We start from the raw sequence: 21,183 nt of genomic DNA on the forward strand, positions 1-21,183 counted from the left end.
GGAACGCCGAGGGAGTACGAGAATGGTTGTTAGTCTTTCCGCACGCCAGACCGAATGGCGTGATCGGGTTCGTGATTTCGTGGAAACCGAGATCAGGCCGCGCGAGGGCGAGTATCACACGCAGGTCGAAACGGGCGATCGATGGGCGCCGGTTCACCTGGTCGAGGACCTGAAGCGCAAGGCAAAGGCAGCGGGCCTGTGGAACCTGTTCATGCCGCCCGATGGAGGCCACCACCACGTTGACGATACGTTCGGGTTCGAGGGGCCGCGTCTGACCAATGTCGAATATGCCCTTTGCGCCGAGGAGATGGGTCGGATCGAGTGGGCATCGGAGATATTCAATTCCTCTCCGCCCGATACGGGCAACATGGAGGTGTTTCACCGCTACGGGACCCGAGCCCAAAAGGATCGGTGGCTTCGGCCGTTGATGGATGGCGATATCCGCTCCGCTTTTCTGATGACCGAACCGGAAGTGGCCAGTTCCGATGCGACCAACGTGCGCACTCGGATCGAGCGCGACGGCGATCACTATGTCGTCAATGGGCGCAAGTGGTGGTCCAGCGGCGTGTCCGACCCGCGCTGCGAAGTCCTCATAGTCATGGGAAAGACGGACCCGATGGCGGCGCGCCATGCGCAGCAGAGCATGATCGTCATTCCCAAGGATACCCCGGGCGTTCGCATCCTGCGCAACCTTTCGGTCTTCGGGTATGATGATGCGCCACATGGGCACGGTGAAGTGTTGCTCGAAAATGTGCGCGTCCCGGCGGAGAACCTCCTGCTGGGCGAAGGGCGCGGTTTCGAGATCGCGCAGGGCCGCCTCGGACCGGGGCGTATCCATCATTGCATGCGCACGATTGGCGTTGCCGAAGAAGCGCTTGAAAAGATGTGCCGCCGCCTTTTGAGCCGCGTCGCGTTCGGCAAGACGCTGGCCAGCCAGTCGATCTGGCAGCAGCGCGTGGCGGAAGCCCGTACCGAGATCGAGATGGTACGCCTGCTCTGCCTCAAGGCGGCGGATGTCATGGATACCCGTGGCAACAAGGCCGCGCAGGCGGAAATCGCGATGATAAAGGTCGCAGGGCTACGCGTGGCGACAAAGGTCATCGACGACGCAATTCAGGCGCATGGTGCGGGCGGTGTATCCGCTGATTTCGGTCTGGCGCGCGCTTACGCGAACATTCGCGGCCTACGCTTTGCCGATGGTCCGGACGAAGTGCATAACCGCGCCATCGCCCGGCTGGAGTTCGCCCGCTATCCGCAGGAGGCCGGTGAAGGCTAAGGTGGGATAAAAATGAAAAGCCCCGCCGTTTGCACCTGAACGCAAACGGCGGGGCTTTTGCTGTCAGTCGTCAAACACCGGTGGTGTCTTGCGAAAGTGCCCACAGACGGTCCGCCGCCTCGCGATCAAGAGCATGAGGCGCGACGCCGCGCGCAAAGCCCTGGGCATCATCTTCGGCCTGGGCACAATCCTCCAGATAAAGGCCGCCGATACGGCTGAGTTCGCTTCCAAGCGCAGCCCATACCGAAGTCGCGGCGCCCTGGGGAATGGATTTGGACAACGGTGCTCCATTGGCACCGGAACGGTCCATGATCGCGCTGATCTCCTGCTCGGCCAGATGCCGGCTCAGCGAAGTATGGATGACTCCTGGCATCACCGAGTTCGCGAAGATGCCCCTGCCTCTGAAACGGTCAGAGAAGCCGACCGCGAACAGGGCGTTGGCCGTCTTCGACTGGCCATAGGCTTCCCACTTGTCGTAAGCTCGGCTGCGGTAGTGCGGGTCGTCGAAGTTCATGGCTGACCGGCGGTGCGCGCCGGAAGAAAGTACCACGACTCGCGCGCTTCCGTTTGTCGCTATCGCTCCGCGTTCAAGAGCGGGGACCAGAAGCATCGTCAACAGATAGTGGCCGAAGTGGTTGGTGCCGAGCTGCAGTTCCAGCCCGTCCCGTGTCACGCCCTGCGGGCAGGCCATGATGCCCGCGTTGTCGATCAGCAGATCGAGGCGGCGATCGCCCCACCGTTCGGCGAAGGTGCGGATCGATGCGAACGATGCGAGGTCAAGCCGTTCGTAGGATATGCGCCCCGGCGCATCTCTCTCCAGTTCGGCTACGGCGGCGGAGCCCTGTTCGGCGTTGCGCACGGCGATAACGACATCGGCGCCGTTTGCAGCGAGTACCCGTGCGGTTTCTCTGCCAATCCCGCCACCGCCACCAGTTACGATCGCGGTGCGGCCGCCCAAGTCATGTCCCTGCGCCACTTCCGCCGCCGTGGATTGCGCGCCGAAGGCGGATGTTACCCTTTGCATTGTCAAAGCTCCTGTCCCGCATCGGCTCGGTTGCGCTCTAGAGCGGCGCGCACCAATTGGAGTCGATCGACGCCGAAATACATGTCTGTGCCGTCAAGGAAAATGGTGGGCGATCCGAAGGCCCCGCGCGCGATGGCGTCGTCCACGTTGGCACGAAGGGCGTCCTTCACATCCTGCATCGCGATGCGCGCCAGTAGGGCAGGCCCGTCGATGCCGATGCGGTCGCATATTTCCAGAAGCACCGCATCATCGGAAAGCAGCTTGTCGTCTTCGAAGTAGGCGCGGAAACACGCGCGGGCGAAGTCCACCATCCGCCCTTCGCGTTCCAGAACGAGGCATGTCCGCATCGCCTTCACGCTGTTTACGGGGTGGCCTGTCGGTGGAAACCGGATCGTGATGTCGGTGTGTCGCGCCCAGTCCTGCATGTCCTTGAGCATGTAGTCGATCTTGCGCGGCGCCGTTGTTTCGCGCGCCTTGAAGAACTCCACGCCCGGGTTCACTGCGTTGAAGATGCCGCCCACCAATATCGGCTTCCAGATGATTGGCACGCCGAATTCGGCGGCAAGGGGAATGATGCGCTCAAAGGCCAGGTAGGTCCATGGGCTTGAGCAGTCGAAGAAGAATTCAAGCTTCATCGCGGGTTTTCCATCCATAGAGCCGCGCCTTTTCCTCTTCGCTCGGTTTTGCCGTGCGCATCGCATCCAGCCCGCCGCCCGCTGCCATGCCGCGCTGTACCGCAGGCCGTGCGCGAACTCGCGCGAACCAGTCCTTGAGCGCGGGATAATCATCCAGCGACAGGCCCTGCTTCTTGTGCGTCACGATCCAGGGGAAACACGCCATGTCGGCGATCGAGTATTCGCCTCCCCCCACGTAAGCGCCGGTGCGGGCGATCTGGGCGTTGAGCACGCCGTAAAGCCGCCGTACCTCCCGTCCGTATCGCTCAATCGCATACGGTATCGGTTCGGGCGCGTAGAGCAGGAAGTGGCCGTTCTGTCCGGCCATCGGTCCCAGCCCGGCGGCCTGCCAGATCAGCCATTGAATCACGGAGAGACGTTTCGCGCCATCGGCAGGCAGGAATCGGCCCGTCCGTTCGGCAAGATGCAGCAGGATTGCCGCACTCTCGAAGATCGTGACCGGCCCGCCGCCAGGGCCGTCGAGATCGACCAGCGCGGGGATCTTGCCGTTCGGGCTTGCGGCCAGAAAATCCGAGGGAAGATCCTGCCCCAGGTGGACCGGGATCAGTTTGTAAGGAAGGTCCATTTCCTCAAGGCAAATGGAGATCTTCCAGCCGTTTGGAGTCGAGGCGTAGTAGAGCTCCAGATCCGGTTCGAACGCGCGCATCAAAACGCTGTTCCGGTGATCCAATTCGCCTCTTTATCCCTTGCCCATGCCAACATGAGTGCGACTGCATGCGCCATGATCATCTCTCCTTAGGCGGCTTTTGAGAGCCGCTCCTGATTCGGGCTTTACTGTAATACAATTGAACTATATCGTCAAACATGCGCCTGGCCGGATGGGCGAAAATTGGCGGATTTATCAGGTAGTATTTGAGAATCGGCAGCCACGTTCCGGTGCTGTTTCCGACGACATCCGGAATCTAAAAAGAAAAACGATCGGCCTACATGAAACGGGCTGGAGGTTGAGGAGAAAACGCGAATGGACAGGTTTCATCCCTGTTTTCACGCCAGGCACGCGCCGGAGAAAATCGCATTCCGGATGATGCCGTCCGGTTTCGAAATGAGCTATCGCGAGCTTGACGAACGATCCAATCAGGCGGCGCATATCCTGCGGGAATTAGGCTTGCGGCGCGGTGACGTGATCGCCATCCTGATGGAAAATCACAGCCGTTATTTCGAGATCGCGCTGGCTGCCGATCGTGCCGGCATCTACTACACCGGCATATCCACGCGCATCGCTCCACCCGAAGCGGCGTACATTCTGCGCGATTCCGGCGCACAAGTGCTGTTTACCAGCAGGAAGATGGCGGATGTCGCGCGGGCTGCGCTTGAAGAGGCGCCAGATTGCACCGCCATCTGCGTCGATAGCCCGATTGCGGGGATGGCCGACTATTCCGAAATGCTTGCACGCCAGTTACGCACCCCGATCGCCGACGAAAGCCTTGGAGCTGCCATGCTCTATTCGTCAGGTACGACCGGACGCCCCAAAGGTGTGCGCTTCGCACTTGATGAAGAGCCGGTCGGGTTTCTCGACGGGTTGACGCGGCTCGTCCGCGATCGTTTCGCTTTCGGGCCGGATTCGGTCTATCTCATGCCCGCGCCGATGTATCATGCAGCGGCACTGCGCTGGGCGATCAGCGTTCTGCGCCTTGGCGGCACGGTTGTCGCCATGGAGCGCTTCGATCCGGAGTTGGCGCTGCAACTCATCGAGAAGGAGCGTATCACGCATTCGCAATGGGTGCCGACGCACTTCATCCGGATGCTCAAACTGCCGCCCGAAGCTAGGGAGGGCTATGACATGTCCTCGCTGGAAATGGTGTTCCATGCGGCTGCCCCATGCCCCATTCCGGTCAAGCAGGATATGCTGGCATGGTGGGGGCCGGTTATTCACGAATACTATGCTGGAACCGAATTCAACGGCATGACCACGATTGATCCGCAGGATTGGCTGGCGCATCCCGGATCCGTCGGGCGCGCGACTTTCGGCATCGCACATATCATGTCCGATGATGGTGAGACTGAGTTGACCGGGCGGCAGGAAGGGCTCATCTATTTTGAAGGCGGAACGCCGTTCACCTACCACAACGATGCAGACAAGACGGCCTCCGCTTACAATAGCCGCGGCTGGAGTACGTTGGGTGATGTTGGCTGGCTCGACGAGGAGCGTTATCTCTACCTGACCGACCGCAAGTCGTTCATGATTATCTCGGGCGGAGTAAACATCTATCCGCAGGAGATCGAGGATGCGATCATCGTGCATCCGCGGGTGGCGGATGCGGCGGTGATCGGCGCCCCGGACGATGATCTGGGGGAGCGCCTGGTGGCCATTGTCCAACCCCTCGACTGGGCCGATGCGGGAGACGATCTGGCAGCGGACATTCGGGCATCGCTGGAGGGCAAGCTGGGGCGTCTCAAGATCCCCAAACAGATCGATTTCCTGCAGGAACTGCCCCGCCACCCCACCGGCAAGCTCTACAAGCGGCTGCTGCGCGACACATACTGGGAGAACGCTCCGGCAGCCGCGCGCTGACGGCACCCGTTCCCGATTGCAGAGGATCATCGCCTTGACCCCATTCGTCGACGTTCATTCGCACGTTACGCCATCCGGTTTTCCCCCCGCGCCAAACGAGGCTGTCGGAGCGCGCTGGCCGTGCATGCAGTGCCACTCCTCCACAGAAGCGACCGTGCTCATCGGGGAAACGCCCTTCCGCAAGCTGGACGCACGGTCCTGGGACGTGGCGCGTCGGTTGGAGGACATGGATCGTGAACAGGTTTCCATGCAAGTGTTGTCGCCGATGCCGGAATTGCTGTCCTACTGGATGGATCCGGAAGACGCAGGCATCGTCTGCGATGCCGGCAACCACCTTATCGCCAGCATGGCAAGCGCCGCGCCAGGCCGTTTTCGTGGGCTGGGCTCGGTACCGATGCAGGATCCGGTCGCTGCAGGGCGTGCGTTGCGCCGGCTCAAATCGGAGTTTGGCCTGCACGGCGTCGAAATCGGCAGCAACATCAATGGGAAACTGTTGGGCGACGCCGCGTTCGATCCGTTCTGGGCGGCTGCGGAGGCAGAGGAGATGGCGGTTTTCATTCACGCCCTGCACCCTGTCGCGGCGAAGGGGCTGACGCAGCCGGACCCGACGTTCACCGCGTTTGCCCTGTTCCCTGTCGATACAGCGATGACGGCCGCTTCGCTTATCATGAACGGTGTGCTCGATCGCTATCCGCGTTTGCGTATCGGGTTTAGCCATGGTGGTGGAACGCTGGGCGCGATGCTGGGCAGGCTGCAGGTGGGCTGGGAAAAGACCGAAGGTTTCGGCGGTAAGGCGATCAGTTCGCCGGTCGAGCAGGCCCGGCGGTTCTTTTACGACACCAACGTCTACGACATCGATTACCTGCGGCATCTGGCGACGGTGGTCGCGCCGGGGAGAGTCTTCGGCGGAACGGATTATCCCTATCCGATCATGCAGCCGGAGCCCGCCCAATTCGTGCGCTCGTTGGGGCTGCCACGCGAGGTTGAGGAAAGCCTCTGCGTGGGGGCGGCGAGCGCCTTTCTTGCTGACAACCTTGCCGGGGAGGCACGGACATGAGCGATACCGTCCTGTTGACGCGCGATGGCGCAGTGGCGATCGTCACGCTGAACCGGCCGCAGGCGTTGAACGCGCTTTCCGGCGAGCTGCGCGGTGCGCTGTGCTCCGCGTTCCGGGTGATCGGGCGTGACGATGGGGTGCGCGCCGTGGTGCTGACCGGCGCGGGCGACCGTGCCTTTAGCGCTGGCCTCGATCTCAAGGAGTTGAGCGCCGGAGACGGCGAAGTGATGGCCGCGGTGGCCGAAGATCCGGTGCAGGCGATGCACGATTGCGGCAAGCCCGTAATCGGCGCAATAAACGGTGTTGCCGTAACCGGAGGGTTCGAGATCGCCCTTTCCTGCGATATCCTGATCGCATCCACCGCGGCCCGTTTCGCCGATACGCATGTGAAGGTGGAGGTTATGCCGGGCTGGGGGCTGTCGCAGCGCCTGCCGCGTATTGTCGGTCCATCTCGGGCCAAGGAACTCTCGTTTAGCGGACGGTTTCTCGATGCCGAAACCGCGCTGGCCTGGGGGCTCGTCAATCGAGTTGTGCCTCCCGAAGGCCTTCTGGATGCCGCGCTGGCGCTGGCGCACGAGATTGCCGTGCAGTCACCGACGATGGTCCAGGCCTACCGCACGCTGATCGACGACGGGCTGGCGATGCCGCTGGGCGAGGCGCTGAAGTATGAGCGAGATCATGCCGAAAGGCGCAACGCCACGGTCACTGCCGACGAAATAGCCGAGCGCCGGGGGCGGGTCATTGCCAGCAACCGTGCCTGAATAATTTTTCTTTGTTTAGTCAAACGCTTTGATAATATGATCTGGCGCAGTGGTTGCAAATCGACTCAGACACTTAAGAATTCCAAGGAGATAGCGATGTCCGGAGATATCCCAGAAACCAAGTTCGTCGATTCCCCCAAGGGGAGAGTGGCGTATCATGAAGCGGGCACTGGCCCGACCGTGATCCTGATTCATGGCGGCGGTCCCGGCGCGTATGGCTACAGCAACTATCGCCGCAATCTGGAGCCGCTGGCGGCGATGGGAAACCATGTAGTCATCATCGATCTGCCTGGCTATGGGCAGTCGGCCTACCGCGAATCCCCTGATGGCAGCCTGTTCGGCGCCGCGGCGGAAGCGACCCGCGAGCTGATCGACCATCTTGGCGTCGGCAAGGCCAGTCTTGTTGGCAATTCGCTGGGCGGCGGCACCGCGTTGCGGCTTGCGCTCGATTCCCCGGCGCACGTCGACAAGATGATCCTGATGGGACCGGGCGGCAGCCTCCCCGCCACGTCGACGTTCCCGACCGAGGGACTCTGGCGGATGCTGAACTTCTATGAAGGGGAGGGGCCGACGCTGGAGAAGCTGGACAAGGTCATCGACCTGCTCGTCTACGATCGCTCCACCATCACGCGCGAACTGGTGGAAGAACGCCTGAAAACCGCCACGTTGCCGGAAACCCTGGCCCATCCGCCGCTGCGTGGGCAGGCGCACAATACCCGCAATGACCTGTGGCGCGAAGATATCGACAAGCTGGAACATCCGACCCTGCTGATCTGGGGGCAGGAAGACCGGGTGCTGCCGCTGGACGCCGCGTTCATCCTGCTCAAGCGCATTCCGAATGCGGATTTGCATGTATTTTCGAAGTGCGGTCACTGGGCGCAGTGGGAACGGGCGGACGAATTCAACGAAATCGTCGGCGCATTCCTGGCCCGCCACTGAAAGGCATACAGCCACACCTGACGGGAAGGCGAGGCCCGGCCACGGCGCACACTGCGTCGTGACCGGGCCTTCCGACGCCGGGATGGATCGGCAACGAAGGAGAAGGCTGACATGAGGGTCTGGGAAGTTCAGGAGGCCTGGGGCATCGATTGCTTGCGCAAGGTCGAACGCGCCGATCCGCCCGCGCCAGGACCGGGCGAGATGGCCATCCGCATGCGCGCCGCCGCGCTCAATTATCGCGACTACGTGACCGTGCTGAACAAGACGCCGTTTGGCGCCTTGCCGCAGATTCCGCTGTCGGATGGCGCCGGTGAAGTAATCGCGGTGGGTGAGGGCGTCAGCCGCTTCGCGGTGGGAAATCGGGTGTGCCCGACGTTCTTCCTCGACTGGGCAGACGGCAGACCCTCCGATGAGAACAGGCGTTTCGGTCGAGGTTCGGCGAACACGCCGGGCGTGCTTCAGGACATCGTCGTCACATCGGCCGACGCGGCGAGCGCAGTGCCGGCGCACCTGTCCTGGGTGGAGGCGGCGACGCTGCCGTGCGCCGGGCTGACCGCGTGGCGCGCGCTGATGGTGGAGGCGGACCTGCAAGCCGGTGATACCGTGGTGGTACAGGGCACCGGCGGCGTATCGATCTTTGCGCTTCAGTTCGCGAAGATGCGCGGGGCGACCGTCATCGCCACGTCGTCCAGTGACGCCAAGCTGGAGCGCGCTCGCGAACTGGGCGCCGACCATGTCCTTAATTATCGCGAGACGCCCGAGTGGGGCCGTGCGGTGCTGGACCTCACCGGGGGCAAGGGTGCGCGGGTCGTTGTCGAAGTGGGTGGCTCGGGCACCATCAACCAGTCGATAGCGGCGGCGGCGATCGATGGTCACATCGTCATCATCGGCGTGCTGGGCGGGCGTTCCACCGAATTGCTGATGCCCGCGATCTTCGGCAAGAACCTGCATCTGCACGGCATTTCCGTGGGTAGCCGCGCGATGTTCGAGGATATGTGCGCGGCCATCAGCGCTGCCGGGATGCGGCCGCAGGTCGGCGAGGTATTTGGCTTCGACGCCGTGCCCGCCGCGTTCCGCGCGCTGGAATCGCAATTGCATATCGGGAAGCTGTGCATTGATTTCACCGCCTGATCCGATGGCCGCCCCGCAGGGCATCATCCTGCAGTGTGCCGCCAATTTCCGCGACATCGGCGGGATCGAAGCCGAAGGCGGCACGCGGGTCCGGGCCGGGCGGGTATTCCGGTCCAACCTCGTCTTCGAGCCCGATGCGGTGGATATCGCCGCGATCGATGCGTGCGGGATCGGCGTGGTGTTCGACTTGCGCAGCGCTTCGGAAAGCGCGCAGCGGCCTAACGCCTTCTGGACCGCGCGCGGCGTTGGCGTTCGCCAGTTCGATATCGGTGCGGACGTGCGTGCGGGCGGTTCGGTGTTTGCGCGGTTGCATGACGACAGCAGCCCCGAAGCCGTGACCGCGCTTATGGAAGAGGTCTATCGTCAGCTTCCGCTGGGCGTTGCGCCCGCGCTGAGCGAACTGTTCGCGCAACTGGCGACGCAGGCCGACCCGGTGCTGGTTCACTGTTCGGCGGGCAAGGATCGTACCGGCGTGGTCATCGCGATGCTCCTGCATGCGCTGGGCGTCCCGCGGGAGCGGATCTTCGCCGACTATCTGGAAACCGCCAACCGCGTGGGTGAGCGCGAGATGGTCGCCGGTCGCCGCCTGTTCCGCAAGATGCTGGGACGCGCCATGCCCGATGCCAGCCTGGCGATGATCGTCGGTGTGGACCGGCGCCTGCTGGCGATGGCCTACGCCTATATCGAGCGCAAGTACGGCGACGTCGACGCCTATCTGGAGGCCGAGACAGGCTTGACCAATGCCCGCCGGGCTGCCGTTCGCGATGCGCTTCTGGTCGGCTGAAGCGGACGTAAATGCCCGTCAGCGAGGGTTAATTTGGGATCAGTATGAATGATCGTCGTCAGCTTCGCCGATAACCGGCATGACGATGGAGTGCGCGATGAAGCTTTTTGTGACGGCTGCCCTTTCGCTTTCGGCGGCGTTTCTTTCCATGGCTTCGGCATCGCCGGCAAATGCCCATTCGCATGACCATGCGCCGGCGTTCATTCGCCAGTTTCCCAGTTGCGACCTGACGGCGCAGCACGCGCTGAATGGCCAGACAGGCGGTTCGATCACCGACACCCGGCAGGCCCATATCGCCATGCGCGCCAACATAGTCCAGGCCGATCTGAGCACCGCGAAGAAGGCCGGGATGCTATCGCAGAAGGAAGCGAACCGTCTTTACCGGCAGGTCGAGGGCGTGAAGGCCGGTGCGAACGGCTTCACCCGCAAGCAGGGTTTCCTCAGCGCAGGCGAAGTGGCGTCGTATGACCGCACGCTCGATGCGGTGACGACCCGCTACTGCCACGGCTGAGGCCGTCGACGTCCGCCGTCATGGGCTGGGCCGGGATAAGGCTGATAATGTCGGGCGCGCCGGACCAGCGCGCCCGATGCTTCACTCCGCGGTGCCGTAGAGTTCCTCCGCCCGTTCTTCGAGGAGGTGCCGCATGTAGCCTGGAAACATCGTGTTGGCCGGCGCATAATCGCGCAGCACCTGCCGGGCGACGACCTGCTTGTGGACCTCGGTAGGCCCGTCGGCCAGTCCGACGTGGTAGGAATTCACCAGCGCGTCGGAGAACGGCATCTGCGTGGACAGCCCCAGCGAGCCGTGGATCTGCAAGGCGCGCTCGGAAATGTCGTGCAGCACTCTGGGCATGATCGACTTTACCGCTGACACGTTCTTGCGCACCGCCTTCCAGTCTTCCGCCTGATCCGAAAGCCAGGCGGTTTCCAGCACCAGCAGGCGGAACTGGCGCAGTTGCACCCAACTGTCGGCGATCTTTTCCTGCACCATCTGGAGCGTGGACAGCGGCACCCCGCGCGTGGTGCGTGACAGCGCGCGTTCGCACATCATGTCGAAGCACTTGGTCGCTTCGGCCAGCGTGCGCATCGCGTGGTGCATCCGGCCACCGCTGAGACGCACCTGCGCCACCACGAACGCTTCGCCGCGATCGCCCAGCATGTTTTCGGCGGGCACCCGCACCCCGGTCCAGCGCAAGTGCCCGTGGACGTCCTCGGGTTCTCCGTGGAAGCTGTAGTTGCGCACGATCTCGATCCCCGGCGTCGCCGCATCGACGATGAACATGGAGGCGCGGCGATAAGGATCGGCGGCGTCGGGGTCGGTCACGGCCATGACGATATAGAAACTGGCGAAGCGGGCGTTGGACGCGAACCACTTCTCGCCGTCCAGCACCCAGTCGTCGCCATCGCGCACCGCCGTCATGGTAAAGCCCAGCGGGTCGGCGCCGCCCTGCGGTTCGGTAATGGCGAAGCAGGAGACGATGCGGTTGTCCAGCAGCGGCTCCAGATAGCGCCGCTTCTGGTCCGGCGTACCGTAGTGCGCAAGAATTTCGGAGTTGCCGGTGTCGGGCGCCTGAGAACCGAATACGATCGGACCGAAGCGTGATCGCCCGAACTGTTCATTCATCAGCGCCAGCTTGAGCTGGCCGTATCCCTTGCCGCCAAGGTCCGGGCCGAGGTGGCAGGCCCACAGCCCGCGCGCCTTCACCTCCTGCTGGAGCGGGCGAACCAGTCTTTCGAAACGCGGGTCATGGATGTTCCACTGGCTGCCGAGGATATGGTCGAGCGGTTCGACCTTCTCCCGCACGAAATTCTCGATCCAGTCCAGTTCCTGCTGGAAATCGGGCTCGGTCTGAAAGCTCCACATGGTCGGTATCCTTGTCCCATTGCCTGCCGGTTTGACCGGGCTGTCGAGGCCAGATTAGGCGTGTCCACGCCGGCCGGTCCAATACGAAACTCTGCCGCTATTGATCCGGAAACGTTATCGGTCAACTTGTACCTTGCAGCGCGCAGCGAAGCATGTTTAGTGCGATCAGATAAAGCGTTTGAATAAATTCGCCGACTGGAGAGAAAGCCGTGCTCAATACCTCGAACCGCACCGCCTATGGCAAGGAGCACGAGATGTTCCGCGATTCTGTGCGCAAGGTGCTGGAACGCGAACTGTTGCCCAATCTCGAAAAGTTCGAGGAGGAAGGCATTGCCAGCCGCGCGTTTTGGAAAGCCTGCGGCGACGCCGGGATGCTGTGCCCCACGGTTTCGGAAACGTACGGGGGGCTCGGCCTCGACTATGGATACAACGCCATCGTCGACGAGGAAATGTCCTATGCCGGTTCTTCTGTCAGTCTTGACCTGCAAAGCGATATCGTCGCGGAATACATCGAGATTTACGGGTCGGAAGAGCAGAAGCGCAAGTATCTGCCGGGCATGATCGCGGGCGATATCATTACCGCCATCGCGATGACCGAGCCGGGCACCGGGTCCGATCTTCAGGCGGTACGCACGACTGCGCGGCGTGACGGCAACCACTACGTCATCAACGGGTCGAAGACCTACATCACCAACGGCCAGTTGGCGGACCTCGTCATCGTCGTCGCCAAGACCGATCCGGAGCGCGGCGGCAAGGGAATTTCGCTGATCCTCGTCGATGCCGATACCCCGGGCTTCAAGCGCGGTCGCAACCTCGACAAGATCGGCAAGCATTCGGCGGATACGTCAGAACTGTTCTTCGAGGACGTGCGGGTGCCGGTGACGAACTGCCTTGGCGTGGAAAACCAGGGCTTCGGCTACCTGATGAGCCAGCTTCCGCAGGAACGCCTGACGATCGCGGTGTCGGCGCAGGCCTCCGCGCAGCGCGCCTTCGATGAGGCGCTGGCCTTCACGCGCGATCGCAAGGCGTTCGGCCAGGCGGTGATCCAGTTCCAGAACACGCGTTTCACACTGGCAGACATGGCCACGCAGTTGCAGGTGGGCTGGGCGCATGTCGACTGGGCGCTATCGCGCCACTTGCGCGGGGAACTGACGGCGGTCGAGGCGTCTTCCGCGAAGCTGTGGCACACCGAGATGCTGGGGCGGGTGGTCGACACGGCGTTGCAGCTTCACGGCGGCGCGGGCTACATGAACGAATACATGATCGCCCGCCTGTGGCGCGACGCCCGCGTCACCCGCATCTACGGCGGGACCAGCGAGATCATGAAGGAAGTGATCGGACGTTCACTCTGAGCCGGTGGGGACAAGGGAGGGGATCATGAGCCGGGTCGTCGTGACGGTGGAAGGCGGGGTCGCATCGGTGCGGCTGAACCGCCCGGACAAGCTCAACGCGCTGGATGTCGCGATGTTCGAAGCCATCGCGGCGGCGATCGAGGATATCGGGGCGCGCGCCGACGTGCGCTGCGCGGTGCTTTCCGGAGAAGGCCGGGGCTTCTGCGCGGGGATCGACCTGAAAGCCCTGGCCAGCGCGCCGCAACTCGGTGACCTTGCCACGCGTACGCATGGTGATGCGAACCTGTTCCAGCAGATCGCCTGGGGCTGGCGGCAGTGCCCGGTGCCGGTGATCGCCGCCGTCCACGGGGTCGCCTATGGCGGCGGTTGCCAACTGATGCTGGGCGCAGACATCCGCATTGCCGCGCCCGATGCCGACATCGCGCTGATGGAGGCGCGCTGGGGCCTGGTGCCCGACGTTGCCGGGATCGCCCTGCTGCGCGGACTGGTGCGCGATGACGTTGCGCGCGAACTGGTGTTTTCGGGCCGGCGCATCGGTGGAGAGGAGGCGGAACGGCTCGGCCTTGTAACGCGGGTGGCGGCGGACCCGCTGGCTGCAGCGATGGACCTTGCGCGCGAACTGACCGCCAGCAGTCCCGACGCGCTGCGCGCGGCCAAGCGGCTGCTCAATGCCGATCCGTCGGCATCCGCCCGCGAAATCCTGCTGGCGGAATCGGCGGAACAGCAGATGCTGCTCGCCTCAGCCAATCACCGCGAGGCGCTGACGGCCGCCGCGCAGAAACGGGCGCCTCTGTTTGGGGACGTACCGCGATGACCGATTGGTTCAGTCTTGCGGGCAAGACCGCACTGGTAACCGGGGGCGCACAGGGGCTGGGCCGGATGATGGCCGAGGCCCTGCTGCGGGCCGGTGCGTCGGTGGTCGTTACATCGCGCAAGGCGGATGCGGCGCGGGAAGCGGCGGCGCAGATGGGCGCTCTTGGTCCCTGCGCCGCGATCGCCAGCAATCTGGCGACGCCCGAAGCCGCCGTCGAACTTGCTCGCCGCTACGCCGAACAGGTCGGACGCTGCGACATTCTGGTAAACAACGCGGGCAAGACCTGGGGCAGTCCGCTGGAAAGCTTCGCGGACAAGGCCTGGCCCGATCTGATGGCGGTGAACGTGCAGGCGCCCTTTACACTGGTGCGCGAACTGCTGCCACTGCTGAAGGCCGCCGCCCGTCCGGGCGATCCGGCGCGGGTGGTCAACATCGGCTCCGTGGCCGGGGTGAAAGTGGAGCGGCTAAGCGCTTACAGCTACTCGGCCAGCAAGGCGGCGGTTCATATGCTGGGCCGCGAACTGGCGGCGGACCTCGCGGGCGAGGGGATCACGGTCAACACGATCGTGCCGGGATACTTCCCGACGCGGATGACCGCGCACTTGCGCACCCACGATGCCGTCGACCCGGCGATTCTCGCGCGCATTCCCCTGCAACGCATGGGAACGGCGGACGATATCGGCGGGCTTCTGGTGTTCCTCTGCGCGAGGGCGGGCGCCTACGTGACGGGTGCGCAGATTCCGGTCGATGGCGGCGTCACCGGCTGCGCCTGAGCGCGCTTACAGCAACAAGGAAAAGGAAACAGGGATGAGCGCAGAACAGGCAACAGGCGCATCGGCACTGGCGACGGAAGCCCTGGCCGGAAAGGTCGCCTTCGTTGCGGGAGGATCGAGTGGCATCAATCTGGGCGTCGCGCATGGCTTTGCGGCGGCGGGTGCGAAAGTGGCGCTCATAAGCCGGTCGCCGAACAAGATAGAGGCCGCCGCGCAAGGCCTGCGCGATGCCGGGTACGACGCGATCGGCTTTGCCGCCGACGTGCGCGATTATGCCGCCGTCGAAACCGCCATGGCGGCGACCGTGCAGCGTTGGGGCGCGATCGACGTGGTGCTATCCGGCGCCGCAGGCAACTTCATCTCCCCGGCAGCGCAACTGTCTGCCAACGGCTTCAAGACCGTGGTGGACATTGATCTGCTGGGTACGTTCAACGTCTTTCGCGCCAGCTACGATCATCTGCGCAAACCCGGCGCATCGCTGATCGCGGTGACGGCGGCGCAGGCGGTGCAGCCGACGCTGAACCAGGTCCACGCCTGCGCGGCGAAGGCGGGCATCAACATGCTGACCCAGTGTCTTGCGCTGGAATGGGGGCCGGTGGGGGTGCGGGTGAACGCCATCGCGCCCGGACCGATCGAAGGTACCGAAGGTATGAGCCGCCTGACCCCAACCCCGGAGACGGAAGCCGCGCTGATCGCCACGATCCCGATGCAGCGTTATGGCCAGAAGTGGGATATCGCGGAACTCGCGGTGTTTCTGTCCACTGACAGCGCCCGTTACATGACCGGCGCGATCGTGACGTGCGATGGCGGTGCGGTCCTGTCCGGCGGGTCGGTCGCCTCTTTTGGGGCCAAATGATTGATCGAAGGTGGCCAATGGAGGGACTGAGGACTTCGGGGGCATGCGGCAAGCATGACCGGGTGGCGAGAATCTCGACGTCGGAGAGCAAGCGGGAGATGCGAAAACTTCTTCGCAGGCAAGCCATTCTGACAGCAGCACGGCGCTCGTTTCTTGACGATGGCTATGCCGCGACCTCGATGTCAGGCTTGCTTAAAACGCTCGGCGGATCGAAATCGACACTGTGGGATTACTTCAAATCCAAGGAAGAGCTTTTCGCAAGCGTGATTGAGGATGTGACGCTGGAAGTGCGCGAACAGCTGGAAGGCTCGCTTGTCACGTCCGAAGATCTTGAGGCTACCTTGCAGGCATTCTGTCGCGCGTTCATGAACCGGCTGGCCTTACCGGACGTTCTGGCCGTGTGGCGCCTGGTGATGGCGGAGAGTGGCCACTTTCCCGGATTGGGGAAGGTGTTTTATGACCGGGCCGCTCGCCATGTCGAAAGGCTTCTTGCGAATTTTCTGGACAAGCACATCGCTGCGGGCACCCTGGTTGACGAGGGGAGCTTGTCGATGGCGCGTCTGCTGATCGGTTTGTGCAACAGCGATCAAAGCCGGAAACTCTGGGGTGTCGTGACGACTTCACCGGCAGAATCGGCCTCGCAAATTGATCAGGACGCCCAGAAGTTTACGCGGTATTTCCTCAGACTATTCCGACAAGACGCGCAGGAACGGCTCTGATTTCAGGTCCCCGCCCAAGTGGAGCGAGACAGGCTTTCGCAGGCCAGCAGTTCTTCGTGTCGAGCCGCGAGCCGGCCTTGCGCAGCTTCGAAGCCGTCCACGCCCAGCGGCAGGCGAGCCGGTGGAGCGGGGTTGTCGACGATCGTTAAAATCGCCTTCGCGGCAAGGCGCGGGTCGCCTGGCTCCTTGCCCGCCAGATTTTCAAAATACGATAGTGTCATGCCTACCGTGGCTGCATAAACCGGACTGGCTGCGGTCGGCAGGCGAAGCAGGCCGATTGCCCGCGTCCGGTGCGCGCCCGGTTCTATCGCCGTGGCTCGGATGCCGAAAGGCGCGCCTTCCTGTGCCACGGTTTCGGACAGATGGCTTAGCGCGGCCTTTGCCCCGCCGTAGAATGCCATTCCGGGCACCGGGCGGACCCCGGCGGTCGAGGATATGTTGATAACGTGACCGCCGCCGCTTTGGCGCATAACTGGCAGCACTGCCTGGATCATCGCAAGCGCTCCGAAGAAATCCACTTCAAAGAGGGCACGGACGTCTGCCATTGGCGTTTCTTCCACCGATCCGATCAGGGCGTACCCCGCGTTGTTGACCAGCACGTCAATACCGCCGCACCAACCGATCATGGTTTTGACGGCTGCATTGATCTGTTCTGCGCTGCGCAAATCCATGAGCACCGGGAGCACCTGATCGGGATAGGCAGCCACCAGGTCGTCGGCGGCCCCATCTTCGAGCACTGTAACAACTGCACAGTCCCCGCGATCAACGACTTCCTCGGCAAGCATGCGGCCAAAGCCGCTGTCACATCCGGTTATCAGCCAGCGCCTGCGCATCAATACTTCTCCCTATCCAAGATTTGCTGACCGATCGGGCGCATCAGACCGCTTGGCAGACATACTTGAATTCCAAGTAGTCATCGATCCCATGACGGGAACCTTCTCGGCCCAGGCCGGACGTCTTGATGCCGCCGAACGGCGCCACTTCGGTCGAAATCATGCCGGTATTGACGCCGATCATGCCAACTTCCAACGCTTCGCTCATGCGCCAGATGCGCCGGGGATCGCGCGTGTAGAAGTATGCCGCCAGGCCGGTGTCCGTGTCGTTGGCGCGCGCTATGGCTTCGGCCTCTTCATCGAAGATTTGCACGGCAGCCACCGGTCCGAAGGTCTCTTCCTGCGCGACCAGCATGGCGGGGGTAACGGCATCCAGCAAGGTGGGTTCATGAAAGAGGCCGCCCAAGGGATGACGGTGTCCGCCGATGGCAAGGGCTGCTCCCTTTTCCAACGCATCGGCGATATGCGTTTCGACCTTGCGTACCGCGCGTTCGTTGATGAGTGGGCCAATGGTCGTTTCGGGGTGCAGGCCCTCGCCCACCCGAAGCCTGGCCATAGCGGCCGCCAGACGGCGCACGTATTCGGCATGGATGCCGCGCTGCACCAGAATGCGGTTGATGCTGACACAGGTTTGTCCCGCATTGCGAAACTTGGCGCTGATGGTGCCTGCAACGGCTTCATCCAGGTCCGCATCGTCGAAGACGATCATGGCGGCGTTGCCACCGAGTTCGAGACTGAGTTTCTTGATTGTCGTGGCCGACTGACGGTACAGCAATGCCCCGGTCGACGTGGATCCGGTAAAGCTGATCTTGCGGACCTTCGGGCTGTCCGTCATTACCGTGCCGATGGCCCGGGCATCGCCGGTCAGGATGTTGAGCACGCCGGCGGGTACCCCCGCAGCCTCGGCCAGAGCCCCCAAAGCCAAGGCGCTGAATGGCGTTTCTTCGGATGGTTTGACGACGATGGTGCATCCGGCAGCGAGTGCAGGCCCGATCTTCCGCGTCAGCATCGCAGCCGGGAAATTCCAGGGCGTTATCGCGGCAACCACACCGACTGGTTGGCGCAGGACCATAAGCCGTCGGTCCGGCGCGTTGGGGGCCAGTATCTCACCATGGATGCGCCGTGCTTCCTGAGCGAACCATTCGACGAAGGCGGCGGCATACATGATTTCGTCCCGCGCTTCTGCAAGTGGCTTGCCCTGCTCCCGCGTCAGTATGTCTGCCAGCGCATCGCAGTGCTCCAGCATCAGCGCATGAAGACGCAGCAGCACGTTTGCCCGATCACGCGCCGGTCGGTCTCTCCAGCCCGGCAACGCTCGCGCAGCAGCGGTCACCGCGCGGAAGGTCTCTTCGCCTCCGAAGTTCGGAACATGGCCGATGGTTTTCCCCGTCGCGGGGTTGCGAACAGCTATCCTGTGGACGCTGTCCTCCCAGACGCCATCGATAAGGCAGGCTTCACGCCACAGGTTAATGTCCATGCCGTTGTCGCCATCGCGAGAGGGGCAATATGCGAAAGCCTGCAGTGGCAACGGAGGCCTCCGCATCGTCGGCTTGCAGAAGGTCGCCTTGTGCGTTCAGAATCAGGCAGAGTACCGCAGCGGGCTGTCCACTTGCCGCTGCGGCGATTTGCGTCACTAATCCGGCGATGCAGTCTGGCTGCGACGGTTGGGCGATCATGGGAAAGATGTGACCTGGACTGACGATGTCGGTGTGATCGGCTGCCTGAGCGACGGCCGTCCGGATGGTATGTGCACGGTCAGACGTGGAAATGCCGGTTGTAACGCCAACGGCGGCTTCTATCGAGGTCAGGTAACAGGGGGTGTCCCGGCGGGCATGGCGGCGCGCCTGAGGCGACAGGCCCAGCCGTTGCGCCTGCCCGGGCGACAGCACCAGCGAAAGAATGCCGCGCGCCTGCGTCGCCATGATGTTGACAGTGCGGTCGGTGGTCGCGTGGGCCAGCGCCATCATGTAGGCGCAGGGCACGTCGGCAGTATCGTCGTGCAGGATGACGATCTCTCCGCTCGCCAGCGCGGCGAGGGCGCGGTCCACGGTGGCGCATTTCGCGGACAGGGCGGGAAACGCGGTGATGTGAGAGAGAACAGGCATGGCTGGAGCCTTTCGCGTCAGGCGAGCTGATTTTCGACCAGGTGCTGGTAATAGGTGTCGCGCAGGGCGGATTTGAGGATCTTGCCCGTGGCTGTCTGTGGCAGAGAAGGGACGAACACCACTGCATCGGGGAGCCACCATCGGGCAAGGTGCGGGCGGATATGATCCAGCACCGCCTCCGCCGTCAGCGCCGCATCGGGGCCGGGCACGATCAGCAGCAGTGGGCGCTCCTCCCACTTGGGGTGATGAACGCCGATTACCGCCGCCTGCGACACGCCGGGGCAGTTGCAGGCGATGTTCTCGATTTCGACCGATCCGATCCATTCGCCGCCGGACTTAATGAGATCTTTTGCACGGTCGGTGATGCGCAGGAAGCCGGCGGCGTCGATCGTTCCGATGTCCCCGGTGGGGAACCAGCCCTGGGCATCGGTTCGGTCCCCGTGGCCGCCGAAGTAGCCGCTGGCGACCCAGAAGCCGCGCACCATCAGGTCGCCAGCGCTTTCTCCGTCGCGCGGCAGTTCGGCGCCATCGGGGCCGACCGCCTTCAGGTCCAGCCCCCAGCGCAGGCGACCCTGCTGCGCCAGCACTTCGCGGCGCCGGATAGGATCGAGCGCGTCGATTTCTGGGGTAGGCACGGCAATGGTGCCGAGCGGGCTTGTCTCGGTCATGCCCCAGAGCTGCTGGATCGTGCATCCGTACTCCTGCTCCATCGCCTCCATCAGCGCTCGCGGCACGGCGGAGCCGCCGATCGCCATGCGGGTCAGGCTGTCGATCCGGGTACCGCTGGCGCGCAAGTGGTCCAGCAGCATCGTGACGACGGTGGGCACGCCGACGGTGAAGGTCGCGCCTTCGGCTTCGATCAGCTGTTGCACGCTGGCGCCGTCGAGACGCGGTCCGGGCAGGATCAGCTTCGCGCCAACCAGTGCGGCGATATAGGGAAAGCCCCATGCGTTCGCGTGGAACATTGGCGGCAGCGCCAGCAAGGCGTCAAAGCAGCCGACGCCGAAGCTGTCGGTCCGGCAGGCACCCAGCGCATGCAGCACGGTGGAGCGGTGCGAATACAGGACGCCCTTGGGGTTGTTCGTGGTGCCCGAAGTATAGCACAGCGCCGCGGCGGCGCGTTCGTCGAACTCGCGCCAGACATGCGCCGGATCGCCGGCAGCGATGAACTCCTCGTAGTCGATCGCATCGGGCAGGAAGGCGCGGGCCAGTGCCACTTCGTCGGCCTCGCCCAGAAGCACGTAAGCTTCGATATCGGGCAGACGATCCGCCAGGCCTGCCACCGTCTGTGCAAACGCCGCATCTAGGAACAGAAGACGGTCGGCGGCATGGTTGACGATGTAGACGATCTGCTCTTCGAACAGGCGCGGGTTGATGGTGTGCAGAACAGCTTCCACGCCCGAAATGCCGTAGTAGAGTTCGAGGTGCCTGTAGCTGTTCATCGCCAGCGTGCCGACACGATCCCCCGGTGCGATGCCATGGGCGATCAGCGCGGATGCCAGCCGCCGCGCGCGTGTTCCAGCCTCCCGAAAGCCGTAACGGTGGATCGAGCCATCAGGCCGTCGCGTTACGATTTCGCGCAAGGGGTGGTGGCGCTCGGCGTGTTCAAGCAGTCCGCTGACGAGCAACTGGCGATCCTGCATCAATCCGCGCATGGGATTCCTCTTGTAGCATCGGTTGAACGGGGG

At 63.3% G+C, this 21,183-nt stretch carries 22 protein-coding genes; 14 read left to right on the top strand and 8 right to left on the bottom strand.

Features of this window, described 5'->3' with window-relative positions; genetic code table 11:
• Positions 1-22: 22 nt before the first annotated feature.
• Entirely contained in the window at positions 23-1,276 is a 1,254-nt protein-coding gene (locus ACODRZ_RS12850) for an acyl-CoA dehydrogenase family protein (protein ID WP_488970699.1), read from the top strand.
• A 70-nt stretch (positions 1,277-1,346) separates the two neighbouring features.
• Here ACODRZ_RS12850 and ACODRZ_RS12855 read toward each other — a convergent pair whose 3' ends face one another.
• From ACODRZ_RS12855 to ACODRZ_RS12865, 3 genes are read right to left on the bottom strand one after another with little or no spacing between them, the layout of a single operon-like run.
• Positions 1,347-2,300, bottom strand: coding sequence for an SDR family NAD(P)-dependent oxidoreductase (locus tag ACODRZ_RS12855; RefSeq protein WP_488970698.1), 954 nt, complete (start codon positions 2,298-2,300; stop codon positions 1,347-1,349).
• A 2-nt stretch (positions 2,301-2,302) separates the two neighbouring features.
• Positions 2,303-2,935 (bottom strand): 2-hydroxychromene-2-carboxylate isomerase, encoded by a 633-nt coding sequence (locus tag ACODRZ_RS12860; protein ID WP_488970697.1) that lies wholly within the window; start codon positions 2,933-2,935, stop codon positions 2,303-2,305.
• On the bottom strand, positions 2,925-3,641 hold the full coding sequence (locus ACODRZ_RS12865) for a glutathione S-transferase N-terminal domain-containing protein (protein WP_488970696.1): 717 nt from the start codon (positions 3,639-3,641) through the stop codon (positions 2,925-2,927). Before ACODRZ_RS12865 ends, ACODRZ_RS12860 begins: the two co-directional genes overlap by 11 nt.
• Positions 3,642-3,956: 315 nt before the next feature.
• Between ACODRZ_RS12865 and ACODRZ_RS12870 the strand changes: the two genes are divergently transcribed.
• The 8 genes from ACODRZ_RS12870 to ACODRZ_RS12905 all read left to right on the top strand — a co-directional run bounded on the left by ACODRZ_RS12870 (position 3,957) and on the right by ACODRZ_RS12905 (position 10,690).
• Positions 3,957-5,507: an acyl-CoA synthetase gene (locus ACODRZ_RS12870; protein WP_488970695.1), complete on the top strand. Its 1,551-nt coding sequence runs from the start codon at positions 3,957-3,959 to the stop codon at positions 5,505-5,507.
• Positions 5,508-5,541: 34 nt separating this feature from the next.
• Entirely contained in the window at positions 5,542-6,564 is a 1,023-nt protein-coding gene (locus ACODRZ_RS12875; RefSeq protein ID WP_488970694.1) for an amidohydrolase family protein, read from the top strand.
• The gene (locus ACODRZ_RS12880) at positions 6,561-7,325 is read left to right on the top strand and encodes an enoyl-CoA hydratase (protein WP_488970693.1); all 765 of its coding nucleotides are present in this window, start codon (positions 6,561-6,563) and stop codon (positions 7,323-7,325) included. Before ACODRZ_RS12875 ends, ACODRZ_RS12880 begins: the two co-directional genes overlap by 4 nt.
• A gap of 36 nt (positions 7,326-7,361) precedes the next feature.
• Positions 7,362-8,264: an alpha/beta fold hydrolase gene (locus ACODRZ_RS12885; RefSeq protein ID WP_488986207.1), complete on the top strand. Its 903-nt coding sequence runs from the start codon at positions 7,362-7,364 to the stop codon at positions 8,262-8,264.
• Positions 8,265-8,375: 111 nt separating this feature from the next.
• Complete coding sequence (locus ACODRZ_RS12890; protein ID WP_488970691.1) at positions 8,376-9,395, top strand: zinc-dependent alcohol dehydrogenase family protein; 1,020 nt, start codon at positions 8,376-8,378, stop codon at positions 9,393-9,395.
• Positions 9,379-10,179, top strand: a complete 801-nt coding sequence (locus tag ACODRZ_RS12895) for a tyrosine-protein phosphatase (RefSeq protein WP_488970690.1) — start codon at positions 9,379-9,381, stop codon at positions 10,177-10,179. The genes ACODRZ_RS12890 and ACODRZ_RS12895 overlap by 17 nt, the downstream gene beginning before the upstream one ends.
• Positions 10,180-10,227: 48 nt before the next feature.
• Positions 10,228-10,365 (top strand): hypothetical protein, encoded by a 138-nt coding sequence (locus ACODRZ_RS12900; RefSeq protein ID WP_488970689.1) that lies wholly within the window; start codon positions 10,228-10,230, stop codon positions 10,363-10,365.
• Positions 10,328-10,690, top strand: coding sequence for a hypothetical protein (locus tag ACODRZ_RS12905; protein ID WP_488970688.1), 363 nt, complete (start codon positions 10,328-10,330; stop codon positions 10,688-10,690). The genes ACODRZ_RS12900 and ACODRZ_RS12905 overlap by 38 nt, the downstream gene beginning before the upstream one ends.
• A gap of 81 nt (positions 10,691-10,771) precedes the next feature.
• Here the strand turns inward: ACODRZ_RS12905 and ACODRZ_RS12910 are convergent, their stop codons facing one another.
• Positions 10,772-12,043, bottom strand: coding sequence for an acyl-CoA dehydrogenase family protein (locus ACODRZ_RS12910; protein ID WP_488970687.1), 1,272 nt, complete (start codon positions 12,041-12,043; stop codon positions 10,772-10,774).
• A 209-nt stretch (positions 12,044-12,252) separates the two neighbouring features.
• Between ACODRZ_RS12910 and ACODRZ_RS12915 the strand changes: the two genes are divergently transcribed.
• The 5 genes from ACODRZ_RS12915 to ACODRZ_RS12935 all read left to right on the top strand — a co-directional run bounded on the left by ACODRZ_RS12915 (position 12,253) and on the right by ACODRZ_RS12935 (position 16,557).
• The gene (locus ACODRZ_RS12915; RefSeq protein ID WP_488970686.1) at positions 12,253-13,395 is read left to right on the top strand and encodes an acyl-CoA dehydrogenase family protein; all 1,143 of its coding nucleotides are present in this window, start codon (positions 12,253-12,255) and stop codon (positions 13,393-13,395) included.
• Positions 13,396-13,420: 25 nt separating this feature from the next.
• On the top strand, positions 13,421-14,209 hold the full coding sequence (locus tag ACODRZ_RS12920; RefSeq protein ID WP_488970685.1) for a crotonase/enoyl-CoA hydratase family protein: 789 nt from the start codon (positions 13,421-13,423) through the stop codon (positions 14,207-14,209).
• Positions 14,206-14,982: an SDR family oxidoreductase gene (locus ACODRZ_RS12925; protein ID WP_488970684.1), complete on the top strand. Its 777-nt coding sequence runs from the start codon at positions 14,206-14,208 to the stop codon at positions 14,980-14,982. The genes ACODRZ_RS12920 and ACODRZ_RS12925 overlap by 4 nt, the downstream gene beginning before the upstream one ends.
• Positions 14,983-15,016: 34 nt before the next feature.
• On the top strand, positions 15,017-15,838 hold the full coding sequence (locus ACODRZ_RS12930) for an SDR family oxidoreductase (RefSeq protein WP_488970683.1): 822 nt from the start codon (positions 15,017-15,019) through the stop codon (positions 15,836-15,838).
• 98 nt (positions 15,839-15,936) lie between these two features.
• Positions 15,937-16,557, top strand: a complete 621-nt coding sequence (locus tag ACODRZ_RS12935; RefSeq protein WP_488970682.1) for a TetR/AcrR family transcriptional regulator — start codon at positions 15,937-15,939, stop codon at positions 16,555-16,557.
• A gap of 2 nt (positions 16,558-16,559) precedes the next feature.
• Here the strand turns inward: ACODRZ_RS12935 and ACODRZ_RS12940 are convergent, their stop codons facing one another.
• From ACODRZ_RS12940 to ACODRZ_RS12955, 4 genes are all read right to left on the bottom strand, one after another.
• Positions 16,560-17,390, bottom strand: coding sequence for an SDR family NAD(P)-dependent oxidoreductase (locus tag ACODRZ_RS12940; RefSeq protein ID WP_488970681.1), 831 nt, complete (start codon positions 17,388-17,390; stop codon positions 16,560-16,562).
• A gap of 43 nt (positions 17,391-17,433) precedes the next feature.
• Entirely contained in the window at positions 17,434-18,867 is a 1,434-nt protein-coding gene (locus ACODRZ_RS12945) for an NAD-dependent succinate-semialdehyde dehydrogenase (RefSeq protein WP_488970680.1), read from the bottom strand.
• The gene (locus ACODRZ_RS12950) at positions 18,857-19,438 is read right to left on the bottom strand and encodes a 3,4-dihydroxy-2-butanone-4-phosphate synthase (protein ID WP_488970679.1); all 582 of its coding nucleotides are present in this window, start codon (positions 19,436-19,438) and stop codon (positions 18,857-18,859) included. The genes ACODRZ_RS12945 and ACODRZ_RS12950 overlap by 11 nt, the downstream gene beginning before the upstream one ends.
• A 74-nt stretch (positions 19,439-19,512) precedes the next feature.
• Positions 19,513-21,150, bottom strand: a complete 1,638-nt coding sequence (locus ACODRZ_RS12955) for a long-chain fatty acid--CoA ligase (protein WP_488970678.1) — start codon at positions 21,148-21,150, stop codon at positions 19,513-19,515.
• Positions 21,151-21,183 lie beyond the last annotated feature (33 nt).

Source organism: Novosphingobium sp. FG90, assembly GCF_057808725.1.

What these genes read in the sequence shown, in the direction of transcription:
- ACODRZ_RS12890 (WP_488970691.1), top strand. Translation starts at nt 8,376, where the DNA reads ATGAGGGTCTGGGAAGTTCAGGAGGCCTGGGGCATCGATTGCTTGCGC.
- ACODRZ_RS12930 (WP_488970683.1), top strand. Translation starts at nt 15,017, where the DNA reads ATGAGCGCAGAACAGGCAACAGGCGCATCGGCACTGGCGACGGAAGCC.
- ACODRZ_RS12945 (WP_488970680.1), bottom strand. Translation starts at nt 18,867, where the DNA reads ATGGACATTAACCTGTGGCGTGAAGCCTGCCTTATCGATGGCGTCTGG.
- ACODRZ_RS12920 (WP_488970685.1), top strand. Translation starts at nt 13,421, where the DNA reads ATGAGCCGGGTCGTCGTGACGGTGGAAGGCGGGGTCGCATCGGTGCGG.
- ACODRZ_RS12870 (WP_488970695.1), top strand. Translation starts at nt 3,957, where the DNA reads ATGGACAGGTTTCATCCCTGTTTTCACGCCAGGCACGCGCCGGAGAAA.
- ACODRZ_RS12850 (WP_488970699.1), top strand. Translation starts at nt 23, where the DNA reads ATGGTTGTTAGTCTTTCCGCACGCCAGACCGAATGGCGTGATCGGGTT.
- ACODRZ_RS12940 (WP_488970681.1), bottom strand. Translation starts at nt 17,390, where the DNA reads ATGCGCAGGCGCTGGCTGATAACCGGATGTGACAGCGGCTTTGGCCGC.
- ACODRZ_RS12880 (WP_488970693.1), top strand. Translation starts at nt 6,561, where the DNA reads ATGAGCGATACCGTCCTGTTGACGCGCGATGGCGCAGTGGCGATCGTC.
- ACODRZ_RS12860 (WP_488970697.1), bottom strand. Translation starts at nt 2,935, where the DNA reads ATGAAGCTTGAATTCTTCTTCGACTGCTCAAGCCCATGGACCTACCTG.
- ACODRZ_RS12865 (WP_488970696.1), bottom strand. Translation starts at nt 3,641, where the DNA reads ATGCGCGCGTTCGAACCGGATCTGGAGCTCTACTACGCCTCGACTCCA.
- ACODRZ_RS12910 (WP_488970687.1), bottom strand. Translation starts at nt 12,043, where the DNA reads ATGTGGAGCTTTCAGACCGAGCCCGATTTCCAGCAGGAACTGGACTGG.
- ACODRZ_RS12905 (WP_488970688.1), top strand. Translation starts at nt 10,328, where the DNA reads ATGGCTTCGGCATCGCCGGCAAATGCCCATTCGCATGACCATGCGCCG.
- ACODRZ_RS12900 (WP_488970689.1), top strand. Translation starts at nt 10,228, where the DNA reads ATGATCGTCGTCAGCTTCGCCGATAACCGGCATGACGATGGAGTGCGC.
- ACODRZ_RS12955 (WP_488970678.1), bottom strand. Translation starts at nt 21,150, where the DNA reads ATGCGCGGATTGATGCAGGATCGCCAGTTGCTCGTCAGCGGACTGCTT.
- ACODRZ_RS12935 (WP_488970682.1), top strand. Translation starts at nt 15,937, where the DNA reads ATGCGAAAACTTCTTCGCAGGCAAGCCATTCTGACAGCAGCACGGCGC.
- ACODRZ_RS12925 (WP_488970684.1), top strand. Translation starts at nt 14,206, where the DNA reads ATGACCGATTGGTTCAGTCTTGCGGGCAAGACCGCACTGGTAACCGGG.
- ACODRZ_RS12855 (WP_488970698.1), bottom strand. Translation starts at nt 2,300, where the DNA reads ATGCAAAGGGTAACATCCGCCTTCGGCGCGCAATCCACGGCGGCGGAA.
- ACODRZ_RS12885 (WP_488986207.1), top strand. Translation starts at nt 7,362, where the DNA reads ATGATCTGGCGCAGTGGTTGCAAATCGACTCAGACACTTAAGAATTCC.